Genomic DNA, 26,737 nt, shown 5'->3' with positions numbered 1-26,737 from the left:
CGGTGATCACTCTCGCGGAGAACCGGAGGCCCCGCAGGTCGGGTCCGTCCGGGCTCAGCGCACCGGGGCGACGGCGCTGCCGGACAGCCCGCCCAGCCGGTCGGCCGGCCGTGCCCAGACGTCGGCGAGGGTGACCGTGTGCAGGCCGCGCTCGGCCATCAGGTCGAGCAGCTGCCCGTAGACGGTGGTGACCGGGGGGTGGTTGGCGTGGCCGATCACGATCGCCTGGGCGGCGAACCACTGCCGTGCGAACCCGAGCAGCTCCTCGCCGGAGAGCAGCCGGTCGTCGCCGAGGGTGCCGTTCCACATGACGACGGTCGGGTGCCCCTGCTCGGCCGCGATCCGGTCGACGCGCTCGTCGTGGGCGCCGTACGGGGGACGGAAGAACGGGGTGCCCCCGGCGCCGAAGGTGTCCTGCAGGAAGTCGCGGTTGCGCGCGATCTCCCCGGCGACGTCCGCGTCGGCCAGGGTGGTCAGGTCGCGGTGCGACCAGGTGTGGTTGCCCAGCGCGACCTGACCGGAGTCGACCAGGGGGCGGAGGACGGCCGCGCGGTCGGTCCACGAGCGGTAGCAGCCGTTCGGGAAGAAGGTCAGCCGGATCCCGGTGTCCAGGGCCAGCTGCGCGTAAGCGCCGACGACCTCGTCGCTCACGCCGTCGTCGATGGTCAGCGCCAGCGCGGTCCCCTCCCCCGGCAGGCTGCTGACCACCCCCACCGGCGGGTCGGCCGGCACCGGGACGACGGGAGCCGGCCCGGCCGGCTGCTGGGCGGCGGCCGGGGCGGGCGGCTGCTGTCGGGCGGGGCGGGACGCCGCGGCCTCGGCCATGGGCAGCTGCTCGGCGCCGTGGGCCACCGCGGCACCGGCGAGCCCGGCGGCCAGGAGGAGCAGGAACCGTCGTCGGTCCATGGCGCCGGACGCTAGCCACGGCGCTCCGGGTGTCCGTGCAGGTCAGGGGCGACGCGCCGCACCCGTTCGCACCGTCAGGGACCGTTGACGGAGGGTCACGGCGACGGCCGCCGAGAGCGCGTGAGCGGCGACGCAGCGTGATCGGTTCGGGCCGTGATCTCCACTCCCGGCGCGGCACACCCCCCGGAGGGGTGAGGCTCCGCCACTCTCCTCGCTTGAGCGCATACAGCTTGCGCCTCCGCGTGCCGACTCCCTTTGCGCAAGGCACTGCAACCAACACACGGAGGTGCACGTGGTGCTCAAGCGAGAGGAAGCGACCGCTTCCTTCTCTCGTGGCGTGACATGGGGCGGGCTGCCCCAGCACGCACGCAGGGTCGCGACCGTCGCGACCGCTGCCTTCCTGGCCGCGGGCGTGGCCGGGCCGGCGATGGCATCGGTGGCCGAGGCCGCCACGCCGTCCTCGGCCGACCTCGTCCCGGTGATCGTCCAGGAGACCGCTGGTACCGGGAACGGGCCGGAGCGCGCTGTCGAGGCTTTCGGCGGTTCGGTCGGCCAGGAGTACTCGGTCTTCCAGGGCTTCAGCGCCAAGGTGCCGGGTGACCGCATCGACGCGCTGCGTGCCGTCCCGGGTGTCGACAAGGTCACCCAGGACGCGTCGCTGACCCTCAACAGCCTCGGCGGCGGTCTGCTCGGGGGCGTCCTGAGCACGACCACCACGGTGGCCACGACCGCCGTGGCGGACACGACCACCACGGTGACGGACACGACCCAGGCCGTGGCCGACACGACGACCGCTGCGGTGAACACCGTCGCCGACGTCGTGTCCGGGGTCGCTGCCCAGGCCGGCTCGCTGTTCAACATCACCAACAACGAGACCGGCGCCGCGTCGCTGTGGAAGGCCGGCGCGACCGGCAAGGGCATCGACGTCGCGGTCATCGACTCGGGCACCGTCCCGGTCCAGGGCATGGACAGCGGCAACGTCGTCTACGGCCCGGACCTGTCGTTCGAGGCCGGCACGCCGGTGGAGAACCTGGACACCAACGGTCACGGGACCGCCATGGCCAGCATCATCGCCGGTCGTGACTCCTCGGCTGCCGGGAACTACGCCGGCAACTCGACGGACTACGTCGGCGTGGCGCCGGACGCCCGGATCGTCAGCATCAAGGTCGCTGACGCCCTGGGTCACACCGACGTCTCGCAGGCGATCGCCGCCATCGACTGGGTGACCGAGCACGCTCACGACAACGGTTTCAACATCCGCGTCGTGAACATGTCCTTCGGCACCGACGGTACCCAGAGCTACCTGCTGGACCCGCTGGCCTACGCGGCCGAGCAGGCCTGGCACAAGGGCATCGTCGTGGTCGTGGCCGTCGGCAACGAGGGCTTCGGCACCCAGAAGGTGAACAACCCCGCCTACGACCCGTACCTGATCGCGGTCGGCAGCGACAACACCAACGGGACGGCCACCGTGGCCGACGACACCGTCTCCACGTTCTCGAACGACGGTGACGGCACCCGCAACCCGGACGTGGTCGCCCCTGGCGAGCACGTGGTCAGCCTGCGGAGCCCGAACTCGTTCCTCGACCAGTCCCACCCCGGGGCTGTCATCGACGAGCGGTACTTCCGCGGCAGTGGTACCTCGCAGGCGACCGCGGTCGTCTCGGGTGCCGCGGCGCTGCTCCTCTCGCAGCGTCCTGACCTGACCCCGGACCAGGTGAAGGCCCTCCTCATGGGGACGGCCCAGCACGTGCCGAACGCCACCCCGGCGCAGCAGGGCAGCGGCCTGATCGACCTGGCCGCCGCCATGAACGCCCCGACCCCGGACGCGGTCCAGAACTACTCGCGTTCGACCGGTAACGGTTCGCTCGAGGCCGCGCGTGGTTCGGTCCACGTCGAGGTCGACGGTCAGACCGTGACCGGTGAGGTCGACGTGACCGGCACCGACATCGACCAGTCCTCGGCCGAGACGATCACCGAGGACGTCGCCACCACCAACCAGGAGGCGGCCGCCACCGACGCGACCGACCCCTCGGCGGAGCCGGCTCCGGCCGACTCGCCCGAGGCCGACCCGGCCCTGTCCGGTGTCAGCTGGTCCGGTGTCAGCTGGTCCGGCGTGAGCTGGAGCGGTGTGTCGTGGTCCGGTGTCAGCTGGTCCGGCGTGAGCTGGAGCGGCGTGTCCTGGTCCGGTGTCAGCTGGAGCGGCGTGAGCTGGTCCGGTGTCAGCTGGAGCGGCGTGTCCTGGTCCGGTGTCAGCTGGAGCGGCGTGAGCTGGTCCGGCGTGAGCTGGAGCGGCGTCAGCTGGTCCGGCGCGGACTGGGCCTGACGGCTCTAACCCCTTAAGGAGGTGACGACGATGACGAACGGTGCTCCTGGCACGGCTCCCCGTGCGTTCCGGCTCAATGTTCCCCAGCGGATCATGCTGATCACGACCGCTCTGGCTGCGGTGGCGGTGGCGCTGTTCGTCATCGTCGTCCACCCGCTTTCCGGGGCATCCACGGCCCTGAACCTGCCGTGGGTGCTCTGGGCGGCGGCCTTCGCCGCCGCCGAGGCCTTCCCGGTGCACGTCCAGGTCAAGAAGGACTCGCACACCTTCTCGATCAGCGACCTGGTGCTCGCCGCCGGCCTGGTGCTGACCATCCCGGGTCACCTCGTGGTGGCCCAGGTGGTCGGCCAGGGGGCGGCGCTGCTCCTGCACCGCCGTCAGCGCGGTCTGAAGCTGGCGTTCAACACGGCGCTGTTCGCGCTGACCGGGTCCGTGGCCACGACCGTGGACGCCGTCCTCAGCGCGCCGATCTCCGAGACCTGGTACTGGCTGGCCGCCCTGGCCGCCGTCCTGTGCGCGAACCTGGTGGGCAACGCGAGCATCTTCGCGGTCATCAGCGTCTCCGAGGGCCGCGTCGACCTGCGCAAGTTCGTCGAGATGTGCACGCCGACCGTGCCGGCCGCGATCGCCGCCGCGGCGATCGGCCTGGTCGTGGCCCGGACCGTCACGAGCGACCCGGCCGCGCTGGCCCTGCTGGCGCTGCCGACCACCCTGATCATCGTCGCCTACCGGGCGTTCACCAAGGCCAACCTGCAGCAGGAGAACCTGCGCCGGCTGCACGAGGTGACCGCGCTGCTGCACCACGGCGACAGCCACGCCGCCCTGGGCGAGTTCCTGACGTCGGTCCGCTCGGCCTTCCGCGCCGAGATGGCCGAGCTGCTCCTGCTGGACACCAGCGAGCGCGAGCTGCCGACCGTCAGCACCAGCCGGGAGGGCCGCGAGCCGGTCGCCCTGGAGCCGCTGCAGGACGACACGCAGTACGAGGGCCTGCTGCGCCTGGCCACGGCCGCCGGCGTCCTGACCACGCGTGCGGGTGTCGGCCGCGGTGGCCAGCTGGACGCCTACGCCAGCGACCGCAAGCTCAAGGACACGATCGCCGCCGTCCTGCGCACCGACGACCGCGTGCACGGCCTGCTGCTCATCGGCGGCCGCCACGGTGAGGTCTCCTCGTTCACCGACGACGACCTCGCGCTGCTGGAGACCTTCTCCCGCCACGTGGGCACGTCGCTGGAGCGCGGTCGCCTGGAGGAGACGCTGCGCGAGGTCACCGACCTCAAGGAGCAGCTGCGCCACCAGGCCCTGCACGACCCGCTGACCGGGCTGCCGAACCGGACGCTGTACCTCGACCGCGCCAAGCACGCGGTGGAGTCGGCGGCCCGGACGCACGACTGGCCGGCGATCCTGTACATCGACCTCGACGGCTTCAAGCCGGTCAACGACACCTACGGCCACGACGCCGGTGACCTGCTGCTGCGCACGGTCGCCGACCGGATCCGCGGCTGCCTGCGGCCGACCGACACCGCCGCCCGTCTCGGTGGCGACGAGTTCGCCATCGTGCTCGGCGGGCCGATCGACCGCGCCGGCGTGACGCGGGTGATCGAGCGGCTGCGCTCGCAGCTCGAAGTCCCCGTCGACCTCGGCGACGGCCGGATGGCCACCGTCGGCATGAGCATCGGCATCGCGCTGGGCGAGGAGGGCATCGGCGACGCCGACGTGCTCATCCGCCAGGCCGACGCCGCGATGTACGCCGCCAAGCGCAGCGGCGGCAGCACGCACCTGTTCTACGAGCCCGGCATCGGCGAGCACACCGACACCCGGCAGGACGCCGAGTCGGAGCTGACCGCGGCCGTCCAGAACGAGGAGTTCGTCGTCGCCTACCAGCCGCTGATCGACATGCGCAGCGGCCGGCCGATCGGCGCGGAGGCGCTGGTCCGGTGGCAGTCCCCCACCAAGGGGCTGCGGATGCCCGACCAGTTCATCCCGCTGGCCGAGGAGACCGGGCTGATCACCGACATCGGTGCGATCGTGCTCCGCGACGCCTGCATGCAGGCCGCCCGCTGGGTGCGTTCCATCGACCCGGAGGACGAGCTGCTGGTCACGGTCAACCTCTCGGCGCGGCAGCTGCAGCACGAGGGGCTGGTCGAGGAGGTCCGCGCGGCGCTGACCGAGTCGGCGCTCGACCCGCACCGGCTGGTCCTCGAGATCACCGAGACGATGCTCATGCACGACCGCGACACCGCGGCGACCACCCTGTGGGCGCTCAAGGACCTCGGCGTGCGGATCGCGATCGACGACTTCGGCACCGGCTACTCGTCGCTGGCCTACCTGCGGCGGTTCCCGATCGACATGCTCAAGGTCGCCCGCGAGTTCGTCGACGGCCTCGGCCGGGACGCCAACGACGACGCGATCACCCGCGCGATCGTCGACCTGGCCGGCACGCTCGGCCTGCTGACGATCGCCGAGGGCATCGAGACCACGCAGCAGCAGGAGCACGTGGCTGCGCTGGGTTGCGACCTGGCGCAGGGCTACCTGTTCTCCCGACCCGTGGACGCCGACATGGTCATGTCGCTCGTCCGCGGCGAGTCCTGGGAGGACATCCCCGGCCAGGAGACCTCGGAACGGGTCTCCAAGGCCGGCTGACGCGGAGGGGATCCGTCGGTTGACGCTCGCGGATCCCCTCCGTCGTCACGGCACCGGGCCGGCGTCCGCGATGAGCCCGGTCTCCTCGATGAGCCTCGCCTGCTCCCGGCACCACGGGGACCAGGCGTCGCCCTCGCTGTCCTGCCGGCGCCGGAACGCCGCCCAGTCGAGCAGCTCCCAGTCGGCCACCTCGGTCGGCTCGGGGGCCGGGGTGCCCTCGAAGCGGCCGACGTAGACCGGGCAGATCTCGTTCTCCACCACGCCCCGGAACTCGGCGCGGTACCGGTAGCCGGGCACCGCCGGCCGCAGGTCGGCCACGGTCAGCCCCAGCTCGAACCCGGCGCGGCGGGCGATCGCGGCGGCGTCGTCCTCCCCCGGGCCGGGGTGCCCGCACACGGTGTTGGTCCACATCCCCGGGAAGGTGGCCTTCTGCTCCGCGCGGCGGGTCACCAGCAGCCGGCCCGCGTCGTCGAAGAGGTAAGCGGAGAAGGCGCGGTGCAGGGGCGTGTCGCCGTGGTGCACCTGGGCCTTGGGCAGGGTGCCGATCGCCGTCCCCTCGTCGTCGACCAGCACGATCAGCTCCATGCCCCCATCGTCCCAGGCCGAGCGCGGCCACGATCAGCTGAGCTGATCGTGAGCCGGGACGGCGCCGTCGACCTCGCGGTGTGGTCGCGGACCGCGTGATGTGCCGCGAGGGTCGCGACCACCCCGCGCGGGTGGCCGGACCGCGCGGCAGAGTGGGCGCGTGGACAGCTTCCGGCGCGGCGACATGGTGTTCGACGTCCAGGACGGCGGACCGCCCGACGGCGAGCCGGTCGTCCTGCTGCACGGCTTCCCCCAGGACTGCACGGCGTTCGACCGGATGGCGCCGGCGCTGCACGCGGCCGGGCTGCGCACCCTCGCCCCCGACCAGCGCGGCTACTCCCCCGGCGCGCGCCCGGTCGGCCGCGCGCACTACCGCATCCGGGAGGCGGCGGACGACGTCGTCGCCCTGCTCGATGCCGCGGCGATCGACCGCGCCCACGTCGTCGGTCACGACTGGGGCGGCGCCGTGGCCTGGGCGCTCGGTGCGTGGCACGCCGACCGGTTGCTCACCATGACGTCGCTGTCGACCCCGCACCCCTCCGCGATGCAGCACGCCTGGCTGACCACCGGCCAGGGCGTGCGCTCCTGGTACATGGGCGCCTTCCAGCTGCCGTTCCTGCCCGAGGCGGCCCTGCTGGCCCGCGGCGGTGCGGCGCTGCGCCGGGCCCTCGTGCGCTCCGGGCTGCCGGAGGCGACGGTCGACCACTACGTCGAGCGCATGCGCGAGCCCGATGCCCTCTCGGCGGCGCTCAACTGGTACCGGGCGATCCCGTGGAGCGCCCGCGACCGGGTCGGCGTCGTCCGGGTGCCCACCCTGCACGTGTGGAGCACCGCGGACCCCTTCCTCGGCCGCACCGCGACCGAGGCGAGCGCCCGCTTCGTCGACGCCCCCTACCGGCTGGAGGTGCTCGAGGGGATCTCGCACTGGATCCCCGAGCTCGCCGCCGGCGAGGCCGCCGCGCTCGTCGCCGCGCACGTCAAGACGGCGTGAGCACGGCGCAGCGGCTCGGTGCTCATGAGCGGGCGGCGCCGTTCCCCCACACCTGCTCCAGGTAGGCCCGGACGGCGGCCGGCCCCTCCTCGCGCAGCCGGTAGATGCGCCGGGTGCCACGCGGCTCCTCGGCGACGAACCCCGCCTCCTTGAGCAGCCGCAGGTGCCGAGAGACCGCGGGCCGGCTGATCGGCAGCGCCTCGGCGATCTCCCGCACCGAGCGCCCGCCGGCGCTGAGCAGGCTCAGGATCTCCCGCCGGTTCGGGTCCCCCAGCGCCTCGAACGCCCTCCCTGCGGCCCGCTCAGGCACCCGACTCGACGCGCTGCTCGAGCCCGGCGGCGAACTGGTCGAACGACGGTTGCAGGTCGGGCATCGACCTCCAGATCAGCGGCAGCAGCGGCCCGCTGTACTCCTCCCGCATGCGGAAGGCGGTGCCGGCGCCGTCCGGGGTCAGCGTGTAGGTCCGCTCCCCGCGGAACAGGCCGAGCGGCATGCCGCCGGAGAACACCAGCCGGGAGAACGGCTCGAACGCCGTGACCGTCACCGGGAACGCCCGCCCCGGCGCCACCGACGAGCGGATGGTGATCTTCTGCCCCTCGGCGAGGGTGCCCTCCACGGCGTCGACGCCGGAGTCCCAGCTCGGCCAGCTACCGGCGTCGACCAGCGCGGCCCACACGTCGTCGGGGCTCGCCGCGATGCTCGCCGTGGACTCGTACGACCTCATGCGCGCCTCCTGTCGGTCACCGTGCGGTTACCGTAAACCGTTCGTTACCGAGCACGGAAGGGCTGGCGGCCGGCGAACAAGCAGGACATCGTGTCCGGCCATGGATCTCGACCCGGCCGTCAGCAACGCGCAGTTCTACAAGGTCGTCTTCGAGAACGACCAGGTGCGCGTCCTGGAATACACCGACCAGCCGGGCGACCGGACGACGCCGCACGCCCACCCGGACAGCGTCATGTACACGCTGTCCTCCTTCCGCCGCCGGCTGCACCAGAACGGGCAGCACCGCGACGTGGAGATCGCGGCCGGGACGACCGGCTGGCTGCCCGCGCAGGAGCACGCCGGGGAGAACATCGGGGACAGCCCGACGCACGTGCTGTTCGTCGAGCTCAAGGGCGGCCCGTCGGGCGGCGCCGGCGCGGCGCTCGGCCCGGCGTAGCGCTCAGAGCTCGAACGCGAGCGGGTGCCGGGCCTCGTACAGGCCCACCCGGCCGCCCCCGGGGAGCCGGAACGCGGTCACCCGGCCCCAGCGCTCCTCGCTGATCGGCGTCTCGAACGGCACGCCCCTGCCGGTCCACTCGGCGACGGTCGCCTCGACGTCGTCGCACACCAGGTAGAGCTCGATGGCGCCCGAGGCCTCCGCAGGGTGGACGGCGACCTCGCTCGGCGGCAGCTGCGCGATCAGCCAGCCGCCCCCCGCGTCGACCGTCGGCCGGCCCAGCAGGTCGATCAGGAACCGCCGGTCGGCGTCGGCGTCGGCGCTGTAGAGGATGACGTGCGCTCCCTTGATCACGCCGCGACCGTAGGTTCTCCCGCCACGGGCTGGGTAGCGCCGGGTGATGGCGAACCTCTCCACCGGCCACCTCGCGGGGAAGACCGTCGCCGTCACCGGCGCCAGCGGCAACGTCGGGACGGCGCTGCTGCGCCGGCTCACCGGCAGCGGCGCGACCGAGATCCGCGCCCTCTCCCGCCGGCTACCGCCCGCCGTCGGCCCCTACGACGAGGTGCGGTGGTTCCTCGCCGACCTCGGCGAGGCGGCGAGCGAGGGGGTGCTCACCGAGTTCCTGGACGGCGTCGATGCCGTGGTCCACCTGGCCTGGGCGCTGCAGCCGGGCCGGCACCCCGAGGCGCTGCGGCGGGTCAACGTCGAGGGCACCCGCCGCGTCGTGCGCGCCGCGATCGCGCAGGGGGTCGAGCACGTCGTCCACATGTCCTCGCTCGGCGCCTACGCGCCCGGGGCGGCGGGCACGAAGGTGACCGAGGACTGGCCGACCACCGGCATCCCGACGTCGCAGTACAGCCGCGACAAGGCGGAGGCCGAGCGGGCCGTGCGCGAACTGCTCGGCCGGCACCCGGAGGTGGTCGGCGCCGTCGTCCGCCCGACGCTGATCCTGCAGCCGGAGGCCGCCAGCGAGATCGGCCGCTACTTCCTCGGCCCGGTCGTGCTCGGCCTCGGCCGGCGGCTCCCGCCGCGGCTGGCCCACCTGCTGCCCCTCCCCCTGCCCGGGCTGGCGGTCGCGTTCGTGCACGCCGACGACGTGGCCGACGCCCTCGAGCGCGTCCTCGACCGCCGTGCGTCCGGCGCGTTCAACCTCGCCGCCGAGCCGCTCATGGACGGCGACGCGCTCGCGAAGGTGCTGGGGAACGTGCGGGTGCCGGTACCCGCGCCCGTGCTGCGGACGGCGCTGTCGGCCGCCTTCCACGCGCGGCTGGTGCCCACCGAACCCGGCTGGCTGGACATGGGCGTGCACGCGCCCGCGCTGGACAGCACCCGGGCCCGCACGCTGCTCGACTGGGCGCCGGTCCACCAGGGCGACGAGGTGCTCGCCGAGTTCGTCGCCGCCCTGGGCCGGGGCGAGGGCGGCCCGGGTCCGCTGCTCGAGCCGGCCGCCGACTGACACGCTGGGCGCATGACGCAGATGCAGGTCGACGACCAGGGCCGACCCGAACCACCTGCGGCCGCCGACGAACCGGCCACGCTGCTGGGCTTCCTCGACTTCCACCGGGCGACGCTGGCCTGGAAGACCGCCGGGCTGGGCGCCGACGCGCTGCGCGCTCCCCACGCCCCGTCGACCATGACGCTCGGCGGGCTGCTCAAGCACCTCGCGCTGGTCGAGGACCACTGGTTCACCGAGCGCCTGCACGACCGGCCCGAACCGCCGCCCTGGGACGCCGTCGACTGGGACGCCGACCCCGACTGGGAGTGGCACTCGGCCGGCCAGGACTCGCCCGACGAGCTGCGCACGCAGTGGCAGGCGTCGGTCGAGCGGTCGCGGGCGGCGGTCGACGAGGCGCTGGCCGACGGCGGCCTCGACCGGCTCGCCGCCCGCCCCTCCCGCGACGGCACGCGGCCCAGCCTGCGCTGGATCCTCGTGCACATGGTCGAGGAGTACGCGCGGCACAACGGCCACGCCGACCTGCTCCGCGAGGCGGTCGACGGCGAGACCGGGGAGTAGCTACCCGGGCGCGCCGCCCAGCAGGGCGCGGGTCATCGCGTTGCGCGCGTCGAGCAGCTCGTCGAGGGCGGCCTCCAGGTCGTCGGCCGAGACGGCGATCGACCCGTCGCCGGGCGTGCGGGTCGCCGCCACGAGGGCGGCCCGGCGCAGGAGCTCCTTGAGGAACGACGCGGTCACCCCGTCGGTCCGGGCGAGGACGTCGTCCAGGCGCGAGGTGTCGACGTCGAGGTCGCCGCGGTAGAGCTCGAACAGCGCCCGCCGCGCGCCGGCGTCGGGCAGCTGCAGCGCGACCGCCTGGTCGACCCGCCCCGGGCGGGCGGCCAGGGCCGGCTCGAGCAGGTCGGGCCGGTTAGTGGTCAGCACGAAGACGACGTCGGCGTCCTCGGCCAACCCGTCCATCTCGTTGAGCAGCTGGAACAGCAACGGGTGCTGGCCGGGGTGCATACCGCGCTCCTCGGCGATCAGGTCGACGTCCTCCACCACGACCATCGCCGGCTGCAGCGCGCGGGCGATCGAGCAGGCCTCCGAGATGAACTGCAGCGCGCCGCCGCTGAGCTGGACCACGGTGGTGCCGACCAGCCGGCTCATCAGGAAGCGGACGGTGTGCGTCTTGCCGACCCCCGGCGGGCCGTAGAGGAGCAGCCCGCGCTTGAGGTGCTGGCCCGCGGCAAGCAGGCGCTCCTTGTGCCGGGCGACCTCGACCACCTGGCGCTGCACCTCGGCGAGGGTGCCGGCGTCGAGGACGAGCTGGTCGGCGGTCATGACCGGACGGCGGTGGAAGGACAGCAGCGCCTCGCCCTGCCCGAACACCTCGAACCCGAACACCTCGCCGCCGAACGACAGCACCTGACCCCGGAAGACGTTGCGCGCCAGCGCCTCCGCGCGGATCTCGGCCGCGGCCTGCCGCGCCCGCTCCGGATCCGTGCCGGTCACGTGCAGCGAGGACACGGGCATGCCGATCTCCGGCTCCGGCCCGCGGAAGAACACGGCGAGCCGGGTCTCCCCCTCGGTGACCAGGTAGAGACCGCAGCGGATGCACGGCCGCACCTCCCCGTCCGGGCCCGCCGCACGGTTGACCCGCGACGGGTTGCCCGGCCGGGGACCGAACGGGTCGTGCGCCGAGCCGTCGATGCCGGTCAGCAGCTCACCGAGGCCGAAGGGACGGTGCTGGTAGCCGACGATGCCGACCAGCTCGAACGTCCGGCCCGGGTCGTCCAGCCACGCGTCGAGCCCGGCCTGCAGGTTGACGTGCTCGTAGCTCGGGGCGCGTTCCTGCACGACCTCGAGCCCGGCGGCGCCGTCCCCCAGGTGCTCGGCGAGGATGCGGGAGAGCGTGACCCGCTCGTCGGCGCGCGCGGCGCCGACCACGGCCCGCACGCCGCGGCGCAGCAGCCGGCCGACGTCGGCGAGCTCCGGCCGCAGTTCTTCCGGAGGGGGCGCACCCCCTGTGTCGATGCCCGGCCCGTAGGCCACCCAGCCCGATGCCACGGCCGCGGACCGTAGCGGAACCGGACCGGCTCGTCACCTGCGTTCCGCCGGGTCAGCCGTCCGACGACCTGGTCGTCCAGGCCCCGACGGCGCGGCCGGTCTTCGCGAACACCTCCGAGGCGCGCTCCGACCGCAGGGCGACCAGCACCGCCTCCCCCTCGGCCAGCGTCGTAGCGGGGTCGTCCTCGGCCACCAGCCGCGCGGTCGCGGTCGCGCGCCGGCCGTCGACCGAGCCCAGCCGTCCGGTGAGCACCAGAGGAACGCCCAGGTGCACCGGGCGGCGGTAGGTCACCGTCAGCGTCGCGGTCAGCCCGCCGTGCCCGGCGGCCCGCGCCGAGCGGGCGAGCACGTGGTCGAGCAGGATCGCGAGGACGCCGCCATGCACCAGCCCGGGCGGCCCCTCGTGCTTCTTGCCCACGGTCACCCGGCCGACGCAGCGGCCCTCGTCGGGGAAGTCCTCGACCAGCATCGGCGGCGCGACCGGGCTGCCCGGCCCGTAGACCGGGCTGTACCAGCGCTCGCCGATCTCGGGGTCGTCGACCGAGGCGATCTCGTGCACCTCGCGGAGGTCGGCGCGCAGCAGCTGGGTGATCTCGCCGGCCAGGAGGGCGGCCTTCTCGAGATCGGGGATCGGCACCTCGGTCCGGACGGCGGCGTCGACCAGGTCCCGCAGCGCGTCGCCGAGGGCACCGACGGCGTCACGGCGGGCCGCCCTGTCCTCAGCCACGGGCCATGCCCGCGTCGCGCAGCAGTGCGCCGCCGATGATCAGCCGCTGCACCTCGCTGGTGCCCTCGTAGAGCCGGAAGAGCCGGGCGTCGCGGTAGAACCGCTCGACCGGCGTGGTGCGCAGGTAGCCGAGCCCGCCGTGCACCTGCACCGCCCGGTCGACGGCCCGGCCGACCATCTCGGTGCAGAACAGCTTGGCCGACGACGGGCCGACCGAGGTGTCCTCGCCGCTGTCGTAGCGGGCGGCCACGTCGACCACGAGGGCGCGCGCGGCGAGCAGCTCGGCGTGCATGTCGGCGAGCATCGCCTGCACCAGCTGGAAGCGGCCGATCGGCGCGCCGCCCTGCTTGGCCGACGCGGCGTAGGCCACCGACTCGTCGAGCACCCGCTGCGCCATGCCGACGCAGAGCGCGGCGATGTGCAGCCGGCCGCGGGAGAGCACGGTGAGCGCCTTGGCGTAGCCGCGCCCCTCCTCGCCGATCAGCGCCTCGGCCGGCACGTGCACGTCGTCGAAGAACACCTCCGCGGTCCAGGCTCCGGACTGGCCCATCTTCTTGTCCTTGGGCCCCACCGTGACCCCCGGCGTCGCGGCCTCGACGACGAACGAGGAGATGCCGCGGCCGCCCTTCTGCTCCGGATCGGTCCGCGCGAACACCATGAACACGTCGGCGAGGGGCGCGTTGGTGATGTAGCGCTTCGAGCCGTTGATCACCCACCCGTCGCCGTCCCGCCGGGCCGCGGTGCGCAGGCCGGCGGGGTCCGAGCCCGCCTCGGCCTCGGTGAGCGCGAACGAGCCGATCAGCTCACCGGCCGCCAGCCGCGGCAGGTACCTCTTCTTCTGCTCCTCGTTCCCGAACTTCGCGATGACCTGCCCGGCGATGCCGTTGTTGGTGCCGAACAGCGAGCGGAAGGCCGGCGTCGTGTAGCCGAACTCGAAGGCGAGCTGGACGTCCTCGGACATGGTGACGCCGAGCCCGCCGTGCTCCTCCGGCAGCGCGTAGCCGAACAGGCCCATCTCGGCGGCCGTGGCGCGCAGCTCGTCGGGGATGCGGTCGTCGTCCTCGATCTGCTCCTCGCGCGGGACGACCTGCTCGCGGACGAGGTCGCGGACGGCGTCGCGGATCTGGCGGAAGTCCTCGGCGTCCATGGCGCCATGGTGACGCCCGGCGTCCAGTGGCCGGGCAGCGGGTGGCGCAATGCGGCGCGGAAGGGACGAGGATGGACCCGTGGCCCATCGAGACGTGGTGGTTGTCGGCGCCTCGGCCGGAGGCGTCGAGGCGCTGCGCGACTTCGTGTCCGGACTGCCCGCCGACCTGCCCGCGGCGGTGCTCGTGGTGCTGCACATGCCGGGCGGTGGCCGCAGCGCCCTCGCCTCGGTCCTGACCAGGCCGAGTTCGCTGCCGGTGCGCGCTGCGATCGAGGGCGCTCCGCTCGTGCCCGGCACGGTGACCGTCGGCGTGCCCGACCGGCACCTGCTGCTCACCGAGGACGAACGGCTCACGCTGAGTCTGGGCCCCCGGGAGAACGGCCACCGGCCGTCGGTCGACGCGCTGTTCCGCTCGGCGGCGCAGGTGGCGGGACCGCGCGTGATCGGCGTCGTCCTGTCCGGGGCGCTCGACGACGGGGCCTCCGGCATGCTCGCCATCGCCTCGCGCGGCGGCGCCGCCGTCGTCCAGGACCCCACCGAGGCGCTCTACGACAGCATGCCGCGCACCGCCCGCGGCGCGGTCGGCGCCGCGCACGTGCTGCCCGCCGCGGAGATCGGGCCCCTGCTGGGGCGCCTGACCCGCGAGGACCTCGGGGACGACGTCCAGGTCGCGCCCGCGCCCCTCGACATGCGTATGGAGAACGCCATGGCGCACCTGGACGGCGAGTCCTGGGGGGCCGAGAGCCACCCCGGTGACCCGGTGCCCCTCACCTGCCCCGACTGCCACGGCCCGCTGTTCCGGATCCCGGACGGCGTGCTGCACCGGTTCCGCTGCCTGGTCGGCCACGCGTGGTCGGCCGAGAGCCTCGCCGCCCAGCACACGAGCGCCGTCGAGGGCGCGCTGTGGATGGCCCTGCGCACCCTCGAGGAGAAGGCCGAGCTGTCCCGGGCGATGGCCGCGCGGGCGTCGGCCGCCGGGCACGAGCTCACGGGGCGCACGTTCGAGGAACGGGCCGACGATGCCCATCAGGCCGCCGTCCTGGTCCGCGACCTGCTGGAACGCGCGACCCGCGACACCCCCGTCGTCCCTGAGGACGGCGTCGCCTGAGGCAGGATGCTGCCCACGTCCCGAGAGGAGGGCCACCGGTGGCCGATCCTGAGCCCGATCCTGACTTCGAGGCACTCCTCGAGTGGCTGAAGGAGAGCCGCGGCTTCGACTTCACCGGCTACAAGCGGCCGAGCCTGGCCCGCCGGGTCACCCGGCGCATGCAGGAGGTGGGGATCGGCTCGTTCAGCGAGTACCGCGACCACCTCGAGCTGCACCAGGACGAGTTCACCAGCCTGTTCAACACGATCCTGATCAACGTCACCTCGTTCTTCCGCGACCCCGAGTCGTGGGAGTTCCTGGCCGGCAACGTGCTGCCCGACCTCGTCGCCAGGAATCGCCCGATCCGCGCCTGGAGCGCCGGCTGCGCATCCGGGCAGGAGGCGTACAGCCTGGCCATGCTGCTGGCCGAGCAGATCGGCATCGAGGAGTTCCGTGACCGGGTCAAGATCTACGCCACCGACGTCGACGAGGAGGCGCTGACCACCGCCCGGCTGGCCAGCTACACCGAGCACGAGGTCGAGGGCGTGAGCCCGGAACGGCTGGCCACCTTCTTCGAGCGCGAGGGCTCCCGGTACGTCTTCCGCAAGGACCTGCGCCGGTCGGTGATCTTCGGCCGCAACGACCTCGTGCAGGACGCGCCGATCTCGCACGTCGATCTGCTGCTGTGCCGCAACACGCTCATGTACCTGAACGCCATGACCCAGCAGCGGGTGCTCGGCCGGCTGCACTTCGCCCTGGAGCCGCACGGGGTGCTGTTCCTCGGCAAGGCCGAGCTGCTGCTCTCCCACGCGACCACGTTCAGCCCGGTGGACCTCTCCAAGAGGCTGTTCAAGCGACGCGACGACCGGCCGGTCCCCGACCGGCGGATGCGCGCAGGCCTGATCGGGGCGACGGCGGCCGACGCCGCCGACGGCGCCTCCGGGCTCCTGCGCGAGCAGGCGTGGCTCTCCTCCCCCGCGGCCCAGGTCATCATCGACACCGAGGGCCGCCTGGCCCTGGCCAACCAGCAGGCCGGACGGCTGTTCTCCCTGGCGCCGCGGGACGTCGGCCGCCCGTTCCAGGACCTCGAGCTCTCCTACCGGCCGGTGGAGCTGCGCAGCCACATCGAGCAGGCCGGGCGCGACCGCCGGACGCAGTGGATCCGCGGCGTCGAGCTGCACCGCGCCGGCTCCGACCCGGTGGTCCTCGACGTGCAGGTCGTGCCGCTCGCCGACGAGGACATCCAGCCGCTGGGGACGACGGTCATCTTCGAGGACGTCACGCGCTACCGGCAGCTGCAGAGCGAGCTGGAGTACGCCAACCGGCAGCTGGAGACCGCGTACGAGGAGCTGCAGTCGACCAACGAGGAGCTGGAGACCACCAACGAGGAGCTGCAGTCCACGGTCGAGGAGCTGGAGACCACCAACGAGGAGCTCCAGTCGACCAACGAGGAGCTGGAGACGATGAACGAGGAGCTCCAGTCGATGAACGACGAGCTCCACTCCGGCAACGACGAGCTGCGCCAGGAGACCGAGTCGGTGTCCAGCCGCGCCGACCTGCTGACCACGGTGCTGGCCAGCCTGCGGCCGGGGGTGGCGGTCCTCGACGAGCAGTACCGCGTGGTCGCCTGGAACACCTCGGCCGAGGACCTCTGGGGCGTGCGCGAGGAGGAGGCGATCGGTCAGACCCTCGCCGACCTGGACATCGGCCTGCCCGTCGACCGGCTCACCCCGCTGCTGCGCGCCGACCCGCGGGCCGACGGCGACCACGGCGAGCTCACCGTGCCGGCGGTCAACCGGCGCGGCCGCTCGATCGAGGTCCGGGTGACCGTCAGCCCGCTGCGCAACCGTCCGATGGGCGGCTCCGGCCTGCTCGTCGTGATGGACCCCCGCCAGGACTGAGGTCACAAACCCTTGAGGGGGGTGGTCCCGCCCTCGCGGACGATCAGCTCGGCGAGGTCGCGGAGCTTGACGTTCTGCCGGCTGGAGAACGCCACCAGGCGGGCGAAGGCCTCGTCGGCGGTTCCGCCGTGGTGGGCGATGACGATCCCCTTCGCCTGCTCGATCACCGCCCGCGAGTGCAGCGCCCGCTCCAGGTGGTGGATCAGCGCCTGCAGCGACGCGCGCTCGCTGACGTCGCGCAGGACGGCGGCCACGGCGGAGGCGACGATCTCGCCGACCCGCACCGTCTGCGTCGCGAAGGCCCCGCGCTCGGTCGAGTAGACGTTGATGACGCCGGTGCGCTCGTCGGCGACCCGGATCGGGAGGGCGAGCGCGCTCCTGACCCGCTGCCCCCGGGCGGCTCTGGCCAGCCCCGGCCACCGCGGATCCGCGGTGGCGTCCGCGGACACCGTCACCGTGCCGTCCCGGTAGGCGTCGACGCAGGGCCCTTCCCCCGTGCGCAGCTGCAGGCCGTCGAAGACCTGCGCCTCGGCGGAGTCGGTGGCGACCCGGTCCGGTGCGACCGGGTCGCCGATCGTGACGCTCACCCCTGTCGCACCGGGGACGGCGGCTCCGACCACCAGCGCGATCCGGCCGAGCAGCCGCTGCTGGTCGGAGCCGTCGGCGGGCAGCGTGCACAGCTGCCCCAGCGCGGTCGCCACCTGCAGCGACTCGTCGGGGTGTTCCCCGGCCACCGACGGCGGCTGAGCCGGCCGATCGCCCTGGGGCAGGACGATCCAGCGCAGCGTTCCGGGCTCCTGGTCGGGATCGGGGACGGCGACGAGGTCGGCGCTGACCGGTTCGCCGCTGCGCGGCGTGAGCTGCACGGTGGCGTGCAGCTCCGCCTTGCCCCGCCCGAGCCGGCCGAGCAGATCGCGGACCAGCCGGCGGTGGTCATTGGCGACGAAGACGAGCAGCGGCTTGCCCGGCAGGTGGACCGGCCGCACACCCAGCAGCGCGGCGGCGCTCGCATTGGTCTCGAGGATCTTGCCCCCGGCATCGGTGACGAGGACACCGACCGGCAGCAGGGCGAACAGGTGGTCCCGCCACCGCTGGCCGGTGTCGTGGAGGGCGACGAGCCGCTCGATCTGCGCGCGCTGGTCGTCGAGCTCCTCCTCGGCGACCCGCAGCTCCTCGTGCGCGATCTCGAGATCCCCGAGCGCGGCGAGGACCTTCTGCGGGAGCGGCGCCGCGGGCTCCGCGAAGTCGTGCTGGAGTTCCGCCATCGCCCACCCCCTGCCCGACGAGGTCAACGGTACCGAGGGGAGAGCGGCAGAAACCTCGGTCCCGGCTCGTACTTGGCGAAAGACTCTAAACACAACGGAGTCAAGTCATAACTTTCTGTTGTCACCACCGAGGGAACGCCCTAGGCTCGGAAGCGTCTTCAGCCCCCGAGCCCCAGACCCCCCGGCGCATCCCCCGCTCGGAGACCCCGTGCCACTGCTCAACGTCGCTCTCGTCCCCGCTCCCGACCAGGTCGTCGTCCGGCTCACCGGCGACGCCGACCTCTCCACCGTCCCCCTGCTCGCCGACGCGCTCGCCCAGGCGGCGTCGCTCGGCACGCGTGGCCTCGTCGTGGACGTGGCCGCAGCGCGCTTCTGGGACAGCTCTGCCCTGCGCACGCTCGCCACGATCAGCGGCGAGCTGGGCCGCGCCGGCCGCGGTTGCCGCATCGTCGGCGCGGGCCCGGCCACCCGGCGGCTCATCCGGGCCGCCGACCTCACCGACGTCCTCGAGCTCGACGGCCCCATCACCGAGCTCCCGAAGCCCGATCCGGCCGGACCGCAGCCCCGGCCGGCCCACCGTCCTCCGTCGTTGCGACCCGATCCGCCGCGCCGTCCCACCCGCGATGCGATGAGCCTGCACCGCTGGAGCTGACCTCTCGACCTGCCGGGACGGGGCCCGAGCGGGTAAGAGGTACACCCATGGGCGAGCTGGTGGTGCTGCGGCACGGGCAGACCGAGTGGAGCAAGAGCGGGCAGCACACCGGGGTCACCGATGTGCCGCTGCTGCCGGAGGGCGAGGAACGCGCCCGTGAACTGCGCGGGGCGCTGGCCGGCCGGCACTTCGCAGCGGTGTGGGTGAGCCCGCGGCAACGGGCGCGCCGGACGGCGGAGCTCGCCGGGCTGCAGGCGACGGCGGTCGTCGACGACCTGGTCGAGATGGACTACGGCGGCTACGAGGGCCGGACGACGGCGGACATCAGCGCCGGCCTCGGCCGGGAGTGGTCGGTGTGGCGCGATCCCGTCGTCCCGGGACAGACGCCGGGCGAGACCCTGGAGCAGGTGGCCGCACGGGCGGATCGCGTGCTGGCCGCCGCGCGCCCGCACCTGGCCGACGGGGACGTCGCGCTCGTCGCGCACGGTCACGTGCTCCGCGTGCTCACCGCCCGGTACCTGCAGCTGGCCGCGGAGTCCGGAGCGCTGTTCGCGCTGCCGGCGGGCTCCTACGGCGTGCTCGGCCAGGAGCACGCCCGCCCGGCGCTCACCGGCTGGGGGCTGCGCTGACCGGCTGCCAGCCGGTCGAGGACTCCTCGACCGCGGCGCGCGGCCGGGAGGGGCGGCCGAACAGCCAGCCCTGACCGAGGTCGGCGCCGAGGGCGGTGACCTCCTGCGCGAGCGGTTCGGTCTCCACCCCCTCGGCCACCACGACGGCGCCGAGGGCGTGCGCCTGGTCGACGACGGCGCGGATCATCGTGCGGGCGCCGTCGTCCGGGAGCTGCCGGACCAGGCCCCTGTCCAGCTTGACCACCTCGGGCCGGACGGCGCCCAGCAGGGTGCGGCTGGACCAGCCCGCTCCCACCTCGGCGAGCGCCACCCGCCAGCCGACCGAGCGGACGTGCTCGAGCACCGCGTCGAGGTGCCCGCGGTCGGCCAGCGCGTCGGTCTCGGTCACCTCGAGCACCAGCCGGCCGGGTGCGATGCCGGCGTCGTGGGCGGCGCGCTCGGTGCTGGCCAGGCAGACCTGGGCACGGAAGATCGAGCGCGGGGCGAAGTTGACGAACAGGTCGGCCGCCCCGAGCCACCCGGCCGCGCCGCCGACCGCCGCCTCGCGGCCGATCCGGTCGAGGTGGTGCAGCCAGCCGGCCGACTCGGCGACGAAGAACAGATCGGCACCGGGCACCTCGCGGCCGTCGACCAGGCCGCGCAGCAGCGCCTCGTGGGCCACCTTCGCGCGGTCGGCGAGCGACACGATCGGCTGGTAGACCGACCAGAACTCGGCCTCGGCCAGGACGCCGATCTCGGCGGTGATGCCGCGGCGGGCCAGCTCGACGGCGAGCGTCGGTGCGTTCAGCAGCGCGGTGGCGAAGGCGACGTCGTCCGCGGGCGGGTCGGTCACCACCCGGAGGACGTGCGTCTCGGCGTCGGTGAGCTCGTGGGCGAGGCGGGCGAAGAGCCGATCGAGCCATCGACCGCCCCGCTCGTCGACGACGTCGAGCAGCCGGGCGGAGGCCTCGACGGACAGGCCCAGCGAGCGCGCGGTGCGCGCGACCGCCGGGAGGACGTGGGTGATCGGAGTGGCGATCAGGGCCCGTTCGGCCCGGCCCGGGAGTTCCCACCGCTGGTGTTGCGTCGTGCCCACTTCCCGAGGATGGACGAGCCGTTCGCCCGTCCGGGTCAGGCGCGCTGCCGTGCGGATCAGTTTCAGGACCCGAAAGTTCCAACTGGCGCGATGAAGTACTGGTTTTCCTGACTTTAGAGTCTAAGGTCTGCGCCATGTCCGCACTCTCGACCCTCGATGCACCCCGAACCAGCCGGGGCGGGCGCCCACGGGACCCCAGCCGGGACGGCGTGATCCGGGCCGCGATCCTGCGGCTGCTCGCCGACGTCGGCTACGGCGCCCTGACCATGGATGCCGTCGCCGCCGAGGCGGGCGTCGGCAAGGCCACCATCTACCGCCGGTGGAGGACGAAGCAGGACCTCGTCGTCGACACCATCGCCGAGCTGAACCGCGAGGAGGCCGAGACCCCCGACACCGGCTCGCTGGAGGAGGACCTCCGGCTGATGCTGCGGCGGCTGGTCGCGGTGATCAACGGCCCGGTCGGCGCGGCGACGCTCTCGCTGCTGTCGACGGTGCCGCACCAGCCGGCACTGGCCGAGGCGTTCCGCACCGGCCCGCTCGAGGTCTGGCGCTCGGCCTTCAACGAGGTCTGGGCTCGCGCCGAGCAGCGCGGCGAGCTGCGTCCGGGGGTCAGCGGCAGCCTGTCGGCCGAGGCCACCAGCGCGCTGCTGGTGCAGCGCTGGCTGCTCACCGGCGACAACGTCGACGACGCCTACGCCGACCAGGTGCTGGCTACGGTGATCCTGCCGCTGCTGCGCGGCAAGGGCGACGCGTAGGCCGAGGTCACCACCAGAGGCTGGTCGGCCCGCCCTTGAACGGGCCGACCACCTCGTCGGTGATCCACCCGCCGTAGAAATCGCCGGGCTGCGGCCGCACGGTCTGCCCGTCGACGCACGCGCGGTCGACCTTGCCCGGGTAGAACGCGACCGCGCCGGCGAGGTGCTCGTAGCCCCGGGTCGGCTGCTCGTACGACCACCCGGCCGCCGGCACCCGGCGCCCGGCGACGACGACGTCCCAGTAGGTGGCCGCGCCCTTCCACTCGCACCACGAGCCGCCCTGGGCCCGCTCGAGCACACCGTCGGCGACGTCGTCCCGGGGGACGTAGTAGACGGGTGGGTGGCTGGTCTCGCACACCCGGATCGCCCGCGTGGTGTCGGCGACGGTGCTCCCCGCCACCTCGACGACGACGTGCCGCCCGGTCACCTCGGCGGACGGCGGCCTGGGATAGCTCCAGACCGACTCCTGACCGGGACCGACGGGATCAGGCTTCGGGTGGGTCACAGTTCAGATGATGGAACGGCCGCGGTGCAGGGACCCGGCCCGAGCGGAGCGAGGGCTGGGGGGCACCGGGGTCCTTCTAGTCGTGGTTGCGGATGCGCCGGACGACGGCGACGGTCACCAGCAGACCGACGGCGCCGATCGTGGCCATGCCGACCGGGCTCTGCAGGAACGAGGAGATGGCGGCCTGCCCCTTGGCCTTCAGCCGCGTGGGGCTGCTCCGGTAGACCAGCTGGTCCAGGGTCGCCGCGAGCGACTCGCGGGCGGCGTCGATCTCCAGCTGGATCTGTCGAGGGTCGCGAGGCACGGCGACAGCCTGCCAGACGCCGTCTCGTCCAGCGCGTTCGCCTCGTGCTCCGGCACCCGTCCGGGCGACTCCTAGACTGCAGGTCTCGCGCGGGAGTGGTGTAACGGCAGCCACGCCAGACTTAGGATCTGGTGCCTTCGGGCGTGGGGGTTCGACTCCCCCCTCCCGCACTCGTCCGGGCCCGGCCCGGAGATCGCCGCATGTGCGGGTGTCGGGCCGCCCGAGCGCAAACGACCCGGTCAGCGAGCCGCCGCTCGAGAGCCGGCCCGCCGCACCTCTCGTAAGCCACCCCGCAGGGGTGAGAACACGCGTTCACCCGATGGGCGTAAGTCCTTTCAGGCCGCACCTCCCGGCGCCGAAGCCATCACGCAGGCCCTCGCACACACCACATGGAGGTGCACGTGATGCTCGTCGACGAGAGAGGCGGGGCGGGAGCCCCCTTCTCACAAGGCGTGACATGGGGTGGGCTACCCCTGTCCGCGCGGAGGATCGCGACCGTCGCGACCTCCTTCCTCCTCGCCGCCGGGGTGGCGGGGCCGGCGATGGCCACGGCCGCCCAGGCCGCCACGCCGTCGCACGCCGACCTCGTGCCGGTCGTCGTCCAGGAGAGCCAGGGCACCGGTTCCGGTCCGCAGCGCGCCGTCGAGGCGTTCGGCGGTTCGGTGACCACGCAGTTCTCGGTCATCTCGGGCTTCAGCGCGCGGGTGCCGAGCGATCGCCTCGAGGCACTGCGCGCGGTTCCCGGCGTCACCTCGGTCACCGAGGACGCGTCGCTCACGCTGAGCAGCGCCGACGTCGAGGCCCAGGCCGGCCAGGCCGGCTCGCTCTACACGATCGCCAACCAGGTGACCGGTGCCTCGACCCTCTGGAACGCCGGGTACACCGGCCAGGGCGTCGACGTCGCCGTCGTGGACTCCGGCGTCGTCCCGGTCGACGGCCTGAACGGGTCCGGGAAGATCGTCTACGGCCCGGACCTGACCCAGGAAGCCGGCACGCCGACGCAGAACCTGGACACCTACGGCCACGGCACCCACATGGCCGGCATCATCGGCGGCCGCGACGCCTCGGCGACCACGACCAGCGGGAACTCCTCCGACTTCGTCGGCATGGCCCCGGACTCGCGGATCGTCAGCATCAAGGTCGCCGACGCCAAGGGCCAGACCGACGTCTCGCAGGCCATCGCCGCCATCGACTGGGTGGTGGAGAACGGCCACAAGAACGGCCTGAACATCCGCGTGCTGAACATGTCGTTCGGCACCGACGGCGTGCAGAGCTACGTCTACGACCCGCTGGCCTACGCCGCGGAGATGGCGTGGCGGTCCGGGATCGTGGTCGTGGTCGCCGCCGGCAACGACGGCAACAACGTGCTGCGGCTGAACAACCCGGCCAGCGACCCTTACGTGATCGCCGTCGGCAGCGACTCGACCAACGGCACCGCGACGACGGCCGACGACACCGTGTCGTCGTTCTCGAACAACGGCAACGGCTCCCGCAACCCCGACCTGATCGCCCCTGGCGACCACGTGGTCAGCCTGCGTGACCCGGGTTCCTACCTGGACACGACCTACCCGGCTGCCCGCATCGGGGACCGGCTGTTCCGTGGCAGCGGCACCTCGCAGGCCGCCGCCGTGGTCTCCGGCGCCGCGGCGCTGCTGCTCTCGCAGCGCCCGACCCTGACGCCGGACCAGGTGAAGGCGCTGCTCACCGGGACCGCGTCGCGGCTGCCGGGTGTCGGCGCGCCGGCGCAGGGCAACGGCCTGGTCAACCTGGCCGCTGCCGCCACCGCTCCGACGCCGCAGAACGCCACGCAGCGCTGGCGGCTCTCGGTCGGTACCGGTTCTCTCGAGGCGGCTCGTGGTTCGGTCCACGTCTCGGTGAACGGCCGGCGGATCAGCGGTGAGGTCGACGTCCACGGCCGGACGTTCAACTCGCGCACGGTCGCGTCCGGCATCGCCAATCGCTCGAACTGGTCCGGCGTGAGCTGGTCCGGGGTCAGCTGGTCCGGCGTCTCCTGGTCGGGCGTTTCGTGGTCCGGCGTCTCCTGGTCCGGCGTCTCCTGGTCCGGCGTCTCCTGGTCCGGCGTGAGCTGGTCGGGCGTCTCGTGGTCCGGCGTGAGCTGGTCCGGGGTCAGCTGGTCCGGGGTCAGCTGGAGCGGCTCCGACTGGTCCTGACCCGACGAGGGAGGTGACGAACGGCGCCCCGGCACCAGCCGGGGCGCCGTTCGGCGTCTGCGCCGGTCAGCCGCCGAGCTGCTCGGAGCCGACGAGCGCCTGGTTGAGGACGGCGATCAGCTCGGTGCGGGTGACGATCCCGACCAGCCGCCCCTCGTCGTCCACGACCGGCAGGTTGCGCAGTCCCGAATCGGTCATGAGCGACACCAGCCGCGCGACCGGGGTGTCGACGCCGACCGTGGTGACCGGGCTGGTCATCACCTTCGACACCGGGTCGAACTCGACCACGTCGCGGTTGAAAAGGTCGAAGACGGTGATGATCCCGACGACGTGCTGCGCGTCGTCGACCACCGGCACGGCCTTGACCTGGAAGTTGTTGATCACCATCCGCGCCCGGTAGAGCGTGTCGGAGGCGCGCACCGTCTGCACGTCCCGGGCCATCACCGTGCCCACGCGCAGCTGGCCGAGCCGGCGGTCGAGCGCGTGCGTCTCGGCCTCGCGGATCAGCGTGATCACGTCGCCGGGGTGGATGTCGAGGCCGCGGTCGAGGCGGGCCATCGCGTCCCGGACGTCCTCGGTCCGCACGCCGACCCGTTGGCTGGGCGCGAGGTCGCTCCCGTGCGCGGGCGGCGGCGGTTCGGGCACGTGCGGGTAGGGCCGGCCGGTCAGGTTGTTCACCAGGGCGGCCACGACCAGCAGGACGACGGTGTTGACGCCGACCGGCCACAGCGCGAACGCGTACCCCTGCTCGGCGACCGCGCCGCCGGCGACCGCCGCGAACAGGGCGCATGCCCCGCCCGGCGGGTGCACGCAGCGCAGCGCCATCATCACCACGATCGCGCCGGCGACGGCGACCGCCGCCGCCAGGGCGAGGTCCGGGATGAGCTTGCCGGCGGTGACGCCGACCAGCGTCGACGAGAGGTTGCCGACCAGCAGCGACCACGGCTGGACCAGCGGGCTCGCCGGGGCGGCGAACAGCAGCACGGCCGCCGCGCCCATCGGCGCCACGATGTAGGGCAGCGTCGCCGGCCCGCCGGGGATCAGCTCCGCCGTGAGCGCCGCGAGCCCGATCCCGATCAGCGCCCCGATGCCACCGCGCAGGAACTCCGCCCGCTTGTAGCCGATCGGCCCCGGCCGCAACGCCGTCCGCCATGCCCGCAGGTCCGCCCGCACCCGCCCCTCCCGTCGTCGGCGGGACGGTACGCCGATGCCAAGTGTTGGTGGGAGACGCCCCGCCACGGCACTTGTGGGCTGCGGAGCGAACGGGAACGCTTCGCGTCATGCCGCGGCACGAGAAGCCGCCGCTGAGCGGCCGGGACGAGAGCCATCTCGCCGCGCGGGCCCACGCCGAGCTGAGGGAGCAACTGGCGCGTGTCCGCGACGAGGTGACCCGGACGCGCGACCAGACGCTCCGGGTCACCGCGGACATCGCCGAGACCGAGCGGCAGCTCGCCGCGACGCTGCGTCTGCTGGCCGAGACCGCGCTGGCCGAGGGGCGCACGCGCGACGCCGAGCGGCTGGCGCGCTACGCCGACGAGGCGCAGCGCTTCGCCGCGGCGGAGGAGCGGCGCGCGACGGGCGGGTGACGGAGCAACCGGTCTCCGGCACTCGGAGGACCTCTGGCAGGCTGGCGCCGAACGCCTCCGCGTTCGGCGTCCGGCCGCGGTTCAACCACGAGCCACGGCCCACCTCTCGTCGAGAGGAAGCCGGTCGATGCTCGATGACGGGACAGGCGGTGACGGCGCCACGCCGTCCCGTGCGCCGTTCGACGGCGCCGCGGCGGACGCTCGCGCCCGCTCCCGCGAGCTCCGGCTGCAGCTGAGCGCCACCCGCGCGCGCCTCTCGCGACTGCGCCGGGCCGGCCTGGACCAGCGGGGACGGCCGGATACCGCCGTCGACGTCTTCAAGCAGGTGCAGGAGCAGCTGCTCGCGGCCCGGGAACAGATCGTCCACCTCGAGACGGCGCTGACGAGCAACCGGCGGATCGGGATCGCCATCGGCATCGTGATGGCCCGCAACCAGCTCACCGACGAGGCGGCGTTCGAGTTGCTCCGCGAGCAGAGCCAGCTGCGCAACCAGAAGCTCCGCGAGCTCGCCGAAGAGGTCATCTACACCGGGATGCTCTGACCCGTCCGGGTCACCTCCTCTCGCCAGGAGTTCCTTCCGGAACCCGATCGGCCGAAGACCGGGGTATGACGTCGTCCCCGTCCGTCGCCCGGCACCGCGCCCCCGAGAACACCGAGGTGCGCATCGCCTCGCCGCAGGACGTCGTCCGCACCGGCCGGCACGCGGAACCGGAGTGGGCACGCGAGGCGCACGACCCGCAGCGGGACGGCGACCCGTTCGAGTGGCTCGGCTTCCGCGCCGTCGGATGATCGGGCGGTATCCCCCGACCGGGTGAGCCGCGC

28 protein-coding genes and 1 tRNA gene are annotated in these 26,737 nt (G+C 73.5%); 16 read left to right on the top strand and 13 right to left on the bottom strand.

Annotated elements, in window-relative coordinates:
* Positions 1-54: 54 nt before the first annotated feature.
* On the bottom strand, positions 55-906 hold the full coding sequence (locus tag GGQ55_RS15795) for a polysaccharide deacetylase family protein (protein ID WP_179718282.1): 852 nt from the start codon (positions 904-906) through the stop codon (positions 55-57).
* 337 nt (positions 907-1,243) lie between these two features.
* On the opposite strand from GGQ55_RS15795, the gene GGQ55_RS15790 reads away from it, so the two are divergent.
* Both GGQ55_RS15790 and GGQ55_RS15785 read left to right on the top strand, forming a co-directional pair.
* Entirely contained in the window at positions 1,244-3,229 is a 1,986-nt protein-coding gene (locus GGQ55_RS15790) for a S8 family serine peptidase (protein ID WP_179718280.1), read from the top strand.
* Between the two features lie 93 nt (positions 3,230-3,322).
* Complete coding sequence (locus GGQ55_RS15785) at positions 3,323-5,869, top strand: putative bifunctional diguanylate cyclase/phosphodiesterase (RefSeq protein ID WP_179718278.1); 2,547 nt, start codon at positions 3,323-3,325, stop codon at positions 5,867-5,869.
* A gap of 45 nt (positions 5,870-5,914) precedes the next feature.
* Here GGQ55_RS15785 and idi read toward each other — a convergent pair whose 3' ends face one another.
* Complete coding sequence (idi, locus tag GGQ55_RS15780) at positions 5,915-6,454, bottom strand: isopentenyl-diphosphate Delta-isomerase (protein WP_179718276.1); 540 nt, start codon at positions 6,452-6,454, stop codon at positions 5,915-5,917.
* 160 nt (positions 6,455-6,614) lie between these two features.
* Here idi and GGQ55_RS15775 point away from each other — a divergent pair, with 160 nt between their 5' ends.
* On the top strand, positions 6,615-7,445 hold the full coding sequence (locus tag GGQ55_RS15775) for an alpha/beta fold hydrolase (protein ID WP_366489449.1): 831 nt from the start codon (positions 6,615-6,617) through the stop codon (positions 7,443-7,445).
* Positions 7,446-7,467: 22 nt separating this feature from the next.
* Here the strand turns inward: GGQ55_RS15775 and GGQ55_RS15770 are convergent, their stop codons facing one another.
* Positions 7,468-7,755 (bottom strand): ArsR/SmtB family transcription factor, encoded by a 288-nt coding sequence (locus GGQ55_RS15770; RefSeq protein WP_179718274.1) that lies wholly within the window; start codon positions 7,753-7,755, stop codon positions 7,468-7,470.
* Positions 7,748-8,170, bottom strand: a complete 423-nt coding sequence (locus GGQ55_RS15765) for an SRPBCC domain-containing protein (protein WP_179718272.1) — start codon at positions 8,168-8,170, stop codon at positions 7,748-7,750. Before GGQ55_RS15765 ends, GGQ55_RS15770 begins: the two co-directional genes overlap by 8 nt.
* 100 nt (positions 8,171-8,270) lie before the next feature.
* Here GGQ55_RS15765 and GGQ55_RS15760 point away from each other — a divergent pair, with 100 nt between their 5' ends.
* The gene (locus tag GGQ55_RS15760; RefSeq protein WP_179718270.1) at positions 8,271-8,606 is read left to right on the top strand and encodes a cupin domain-containing protein; all 336 of its coding nucleotides are present in this window, start codon (positions 8,271-8,273) and stop codon (positions 8,604-8,606) included.
* 3 nt (positions 8,607-8,609) lie between these two features.
* Here GGQ55_RS15760 and GGQ55_RS15755 read toward each other — a convergent pair whose 3' ends face one another.
* Positions 8,610-8,960 carry a VOC family protein gene (locus tag GGQ55_RS15755; protein ID WP_179718268.1) on the bottom strand — a complete coding sequence of 117 codons (351 nt, stop codon included), beginning with the start codon at positions 8,958-8,960 and terminating at the stop codon, positions 8,610-8,612.
* A gap of 46 nt (positions 8,961-9,006) precedes the next feature.
* Here GGQ55_RS15755 and GGQ55_RS15750 point away from each other — a divergent pair, with 46 nt between their 5' ends.
* Positions 9,007-10,065, top strand: coding sequence for an NAD-dependent epimerase/dehydratase family protein (locus GGQ55_RS15750; RefSeq protein WP_179718267.1), 1,059 nt, complete (start codon positions 9,007-9,009; stop codon positions 10,063-10,065).
* 12 nt (positions 10,066-10,077) lie between these two features.
* Positions 10,078-10,623 (top strand): DinB family protein, encoded by a 546-nt coding sequence (locus tag GGQ55_RS15745; RefSeq protein WP_179718265.1) that lies wholly within the window; start codon positions 10,078-10,080, stop codon positions 10,621-10,623.
* Here the strand turns inward: GGQ55_RS15745 and GGQ55_RS28465 are convergent, their stop codons facing one another.
* The 3 genes from GGQ55_RS28465 to GGQ55_RS15730 are packed head-to-tail and all read right to left on the bottom strand — an operon-like array spanning position 10,624 to position 13,985.
* A complete protein-coding gene (locus GGQ55_RS28465) occupies positions 10,624-12,111 on the bottom strand; it encodes an AAA family ATPase (protein WP_179718262.1) in 1,488 nt (495 codons plus the stop codon).
* 52 nt (positions 12,112-12,163) lie between these two features.
* Positions 12,164-12,838 (bottom strand): PaaI family thioesterase, encoded by a 675-nt coding sequence (locus GGQ55_RS28460; RefSeq protein WP_179718260.1) that lies wholly within the window; start codon positions 12,836-12,838, stop codon positions 12,164-12,166.
* Positions 12,831-13,985 carry an acyl-CoA dehydrogenase family protein gene (locus GGQ55_RS15730; protein ID WP_179718259.1) on the bottom strand — a complete coding sequence of 385 codons (1,155 nt, stop codon included), beginning with the start codon at positions 13,983-13,985 and terminating at the stop codon, positions 12,831-12,833. Before GGQ55_RS15730 ends, GGQ55_RS28460 begins: the two co-directional genes overlap by 8 nt.
* 79 nt (positions 13,986-14,064) lie before the next feature.
* Between GGQ55_RS15730 and GGQ55_RS15725 the strand changes: the two genes are divergently transcribed.
* Positions 14,065-15,093, top strand: a complete 1,029-nt coding sequence (locus GGQ55_RS15725) for a chemotaxis protein CheB (protein WP_179718257.1) — start codon at positions 14,065-14,067, stop codon at positions 15,091-15,093.
* A gap of 38 nt (positions 15,094-15,131) precedes the next feature.
* A complete protein-coding gene (locus tag GGQ55_RS15720) occupies positions 15,132-16,973 on the top strand; it encodes a CheR family methyltransferase (RefSeq protein WP_179718255.1) in 1,842 nt (613 codons plus the stop codon).
* Positions 16,974-16,975: 2 nt separating this feature from the next.
* Here the strand turns inward: GGQ55_RS15720 and GGQ55_RS15715 are convergent, their stop codons facing one another.
* Positions 16,976-18,238 (bottom strand): ANTAR domain-containing protein, encoded by a 1,263-nt coding sequence (locus tag GGQ55_RS15715; RefSeq protein ID WP_179718253.1) that lies wholly within the window; start codon positions 18,236-18,238, stop codon positions 16,976-16,978.
* A 208-nt stretch (positions 18,239-18,446) separates the two neighbouring features.
* Between GGQ55_RS15715 and GGQ55_RS15710 the strand changes: the two genes are divergently transcribed.
* Positions 18,447-18,890, top strand: a complete 444-nt coding sequence (locus tag GGQ55_RS15710) for an STAS domain-containing protein (protein WP_179718251.1) — start codon at positions 18,447-18,449, stop codon at positions 18,888-18,890.
* 47 nt (positions 18,891-18,937) lie between these two features.
* Positions 18,938-19,519: a histidine phosphatase family protein gene (locus tag GGQ55_RS15705; protein ID WP_179718250.1), complete on the top strand. Its 582-nt coding sequence runs from the start codon at positions 18,938-18,940 to the stop codon at positions 19,517-19,519.
* On the opposite strand, the gene GGQ55_RS15700 is transcribed toward GGQ55_RS15705, so the two are convergent.
* The gene (locus tag GGQ55_RS15700) at positions 19,497-20,594 is read right to left on the bottom strand and encodes an EAL domain-containing protein (RefSeq protein WP_179718248.1); all 1,098 of its coding nucleotides are present in this window, start codon (positions 20,592-20,594) and stop codon (positions 19,497-19,499) included. The two genes, GGQ55_RS15705 and GGQ55_RS15700, sit on opposite strands and share 23 nt — an antisense overlap.
* 134 nt (positions 20,595-20,728) lie before the next feature.
* Between GGQ55_RS15700 and GGQ55_RS15695 the strand changes: the two genes are divergently transcribed.
* On the top strand, positions 20,729-21,349 hold the full coding sequence (locus GGQ55_RS15695; RefSeq protein ID WP_179718246.1) for a TetR/AcrR family transcriptional regulator: 621 nt from the start codon (positions 20,729-20,731) through the stop codon (positions 21,347-21,349).
* Between the two features lie 7 nt (positions 21,350-21,356).
* Here GGQ55_RS15695 and GGQ55_RS15690 read toward each other — a convergent pair whose 3' ends face one another.
* On the bottom strand, positions 21,357-21,854 hold the full coding sequence (locus GGQ55_RS15690; RefSeq protein WP_179718244.1) for a DUF427 domain-containing protein: 498 nt from the start codon (positions 21,852-21,854) through the stop codon (positions 21,357-21,359).
* Between the two features lie 76 nt (positions 21,855-21,930).
* On the bottom strand, positions 21,931-22,158 hold the full coding sequence (locus GGQ55_RS15685) for a DUF3618 domain-containing protein (protein ID WP_179718242.1): 228 nt from the start codon (positions 22,156-22,158) through the stop codon (positions 21,931-21,933).
* An 89-nt stretch (positions 22,159-22,247) separates the two neighbouring features.
* On the opposite strand from GGQ55_RS15685, the gene GGQ55_RS15680 reads away from it, so the two are divergent.
* Both GGQ55_RS15680 and GGQ55_RS15675 read left to right on the top strand, forming a co-directional pair.
* Positions 22,248-22,328, top strand: a tRNA-Leu gene (locus tag GGQ55_RS15680).
* Between the two features lie 372 nt (positions 22,329-22,700).
* On the top strand, positions 22,701-24,329 hold the full coding sequence (locus GGQ55_RS15675; protein ID WP_179718241.1) for a S8 family serine peptidase: 1,629 nt from the start codon (positions 22,701-22,703) through the stop codon (positions 24,327-24,329).
* 66 nt (positions 24,330-24,395) lie between these two features.
* Here the strand turns inward: GGQ55_RS15675 and GGQ55_RS15670 are convergent, their stop codons facing one another.
* Complete coding sequence (locus GGQ55_RS15670) at positions 24,396-25,502, bottom strand: HPP family protein (protein ID WP_179718239.1); 1,107 nt, start codon at positions 25,500-25,502, stop codon at positions 24,396-24,398.
* Positions 25,503-25,609: 107 nt separating this feature from the next.
* Here GGQ55_RS15670 and GGQ55_RS15665 point away from each other — a divergent pair, with 107 nt between their 5' ends.
* The 3 genes from GGQ55_RS15665 (at position 25,610) to GGQ55_RS15655 (ending at position 26,704) form a co-directional block, all read left to right on the top strand.
* Positions 25,610-25,915, top strand: a complete 306-nt coding sequence (locus tag GGQ55_RS15665; protein ID WP_179718237.1) for a hypothetical protein — start codon at positions 25,610-25,612, stop codon at positions 25,913-25,915.
* Between the two features lie 127 nt (positions 25,916-26,042).
* Positions 26,043-26,456, top strand: a complete 414-nt coding sequence (locus tag GGQ55_RS15660) for an ANTAR domain-containing protein (RefSeq protein ID WP_179718235.1) — start codon at positions 26,043-26,045, stop codon at positions 26,454-26,456.
* Positions 26,457-26,521: 65 nt separating this feature from the next.
* Entirely contained in the window at positions 26,522-26,704 is a 183-nt protein-coding gene (locus GGQ55_RS15655; protein ID WP_179718233.1) for a hypothetical protein, read from the top strand.
* Positions 26,705-26,737 lie beyond the last annotated feature (33 nt).

The sequence above is a fragment of the Petropleomorpha daqingensis genome, from assembly GCF_013408985.1.
Taxonomy (GTDB): Bacteria; Actinomycetota; Actinomycetes; order Mycobacteriales; family Geodermatophilaceae; genus Petropleomorpha; species Petropleomorpha daqingensis.
Note: the sequence above shows the minus strand (reverse complement) of the source record. Positions and strands in the feature narration are given on the sequence as shown.

Bases quoted from the DNA above. Each gene is read 5' to 3' on its own strand.
- GGQ55_RS15795 (WP_179718282.1), bottom strand. From the start codon at position 906: ATGGACCGACGACGGTTCCTGCTCCTCCTGGCCGCCGGGCTCGCCGGT.
- GGQ55_RS15785 (WP_179718278.1), top strand. From the start codon at position 3,323: ATGCTGATCACGACCGCTCTGGCTGCGGTGGCGGTGGCGCTGTTCGTC.
- idi (WP_179718276.1), bottom strand. From the start codon at position 6,454: ATGGAGCTGATCGTGCTGGTCGACGACGAGGGGACGGCGATCGGCACC.
- GGQ55_RS15765 (WP_179718272.1), bottom strand. From the start codon at position 8,170: ATGAGGTCGTACGAGTCCACGGCGAGCATCGCGGCGAGCCCCGACGAC.
- GGQ55_RS15760 (WP_179718270.1), top strand. From the start codon at position 8,271: ATGGATCTCGACCCGGCCGTCAGCAACGCGCAGTTCTACAAGGTCGTC.
- GGQ55_RS15750 (WP_179718267.1), top strand. From the start codon at position 9,007: ATGGCGAACCTCTCCACCGGCCACCTCGCGGGGAAGACCGTCGCCGTC.
- GGQ55_RS15745 (WP_179718265.1), top strand. From the start codon at position 10,078: ATGACGCAGATGCAGGTCGACGACCAGGGCCGACCCGAACCACCTGCG.
- GGQ55_RS15730 (WP_179718259.1), bottom strand. From the start codon at position 13,985: ATGGACGCCGAGGACTTCCGCCAGATCCGCGACGCCGTCCGCGACCTC.
- GGQ55_RS15715 (WP_179718253.1), bottom strand. From the start codon at position 18,238: ATGGCGGAACTCCAGCACGACTTCGCGGAGCCCGCGGCGCCGCTCCCG.
- GGQ55_RS15705 (WP_179718250.1), top strand. From the start codon at position 18,938: ATGGGCGAGCTGGTGGTGCTGCGGCACGGGCAGACCGAGTGGAGCAAG.
- GGQ55_RS15695 (WP_179718246.1), top strand. From the start codon at position 20,729: ATGTCCGCACTCTCGACCCTCGATGCACCCCGAACCAGCCGGGGCGGG.
- GGQ55_RS15675 (WP_179718241.1), top strand. From the start codon at position 22,701: ATGGCCACGGCCGCCCAGGCCGCCACGCCGTCGCACGCCGACCTCGTG.
- GGQ55_RS15665 (WP_179718237.1), top strand. From the start codon at position 25,610: ATGCCGCGGCACGAGAAGCCGCCGCTGAGCGGCCGGGACGAGAGCCAT.
- GGQ55_RS15660 (WP_179718235.1), top strand. From the start codon at position 26,043: ATGCTCGATGACGGGACAGGCGGTGACGGCGCCACGCCGTCCCGTGCG.
- GGQ55_RS15655 (WP_179718233.1), top strand. From the start codon at position 26,522: ATGACGTCGTCCCCGTCCGTCGCCCGGCACCGCGCCCCCGAGAACACC.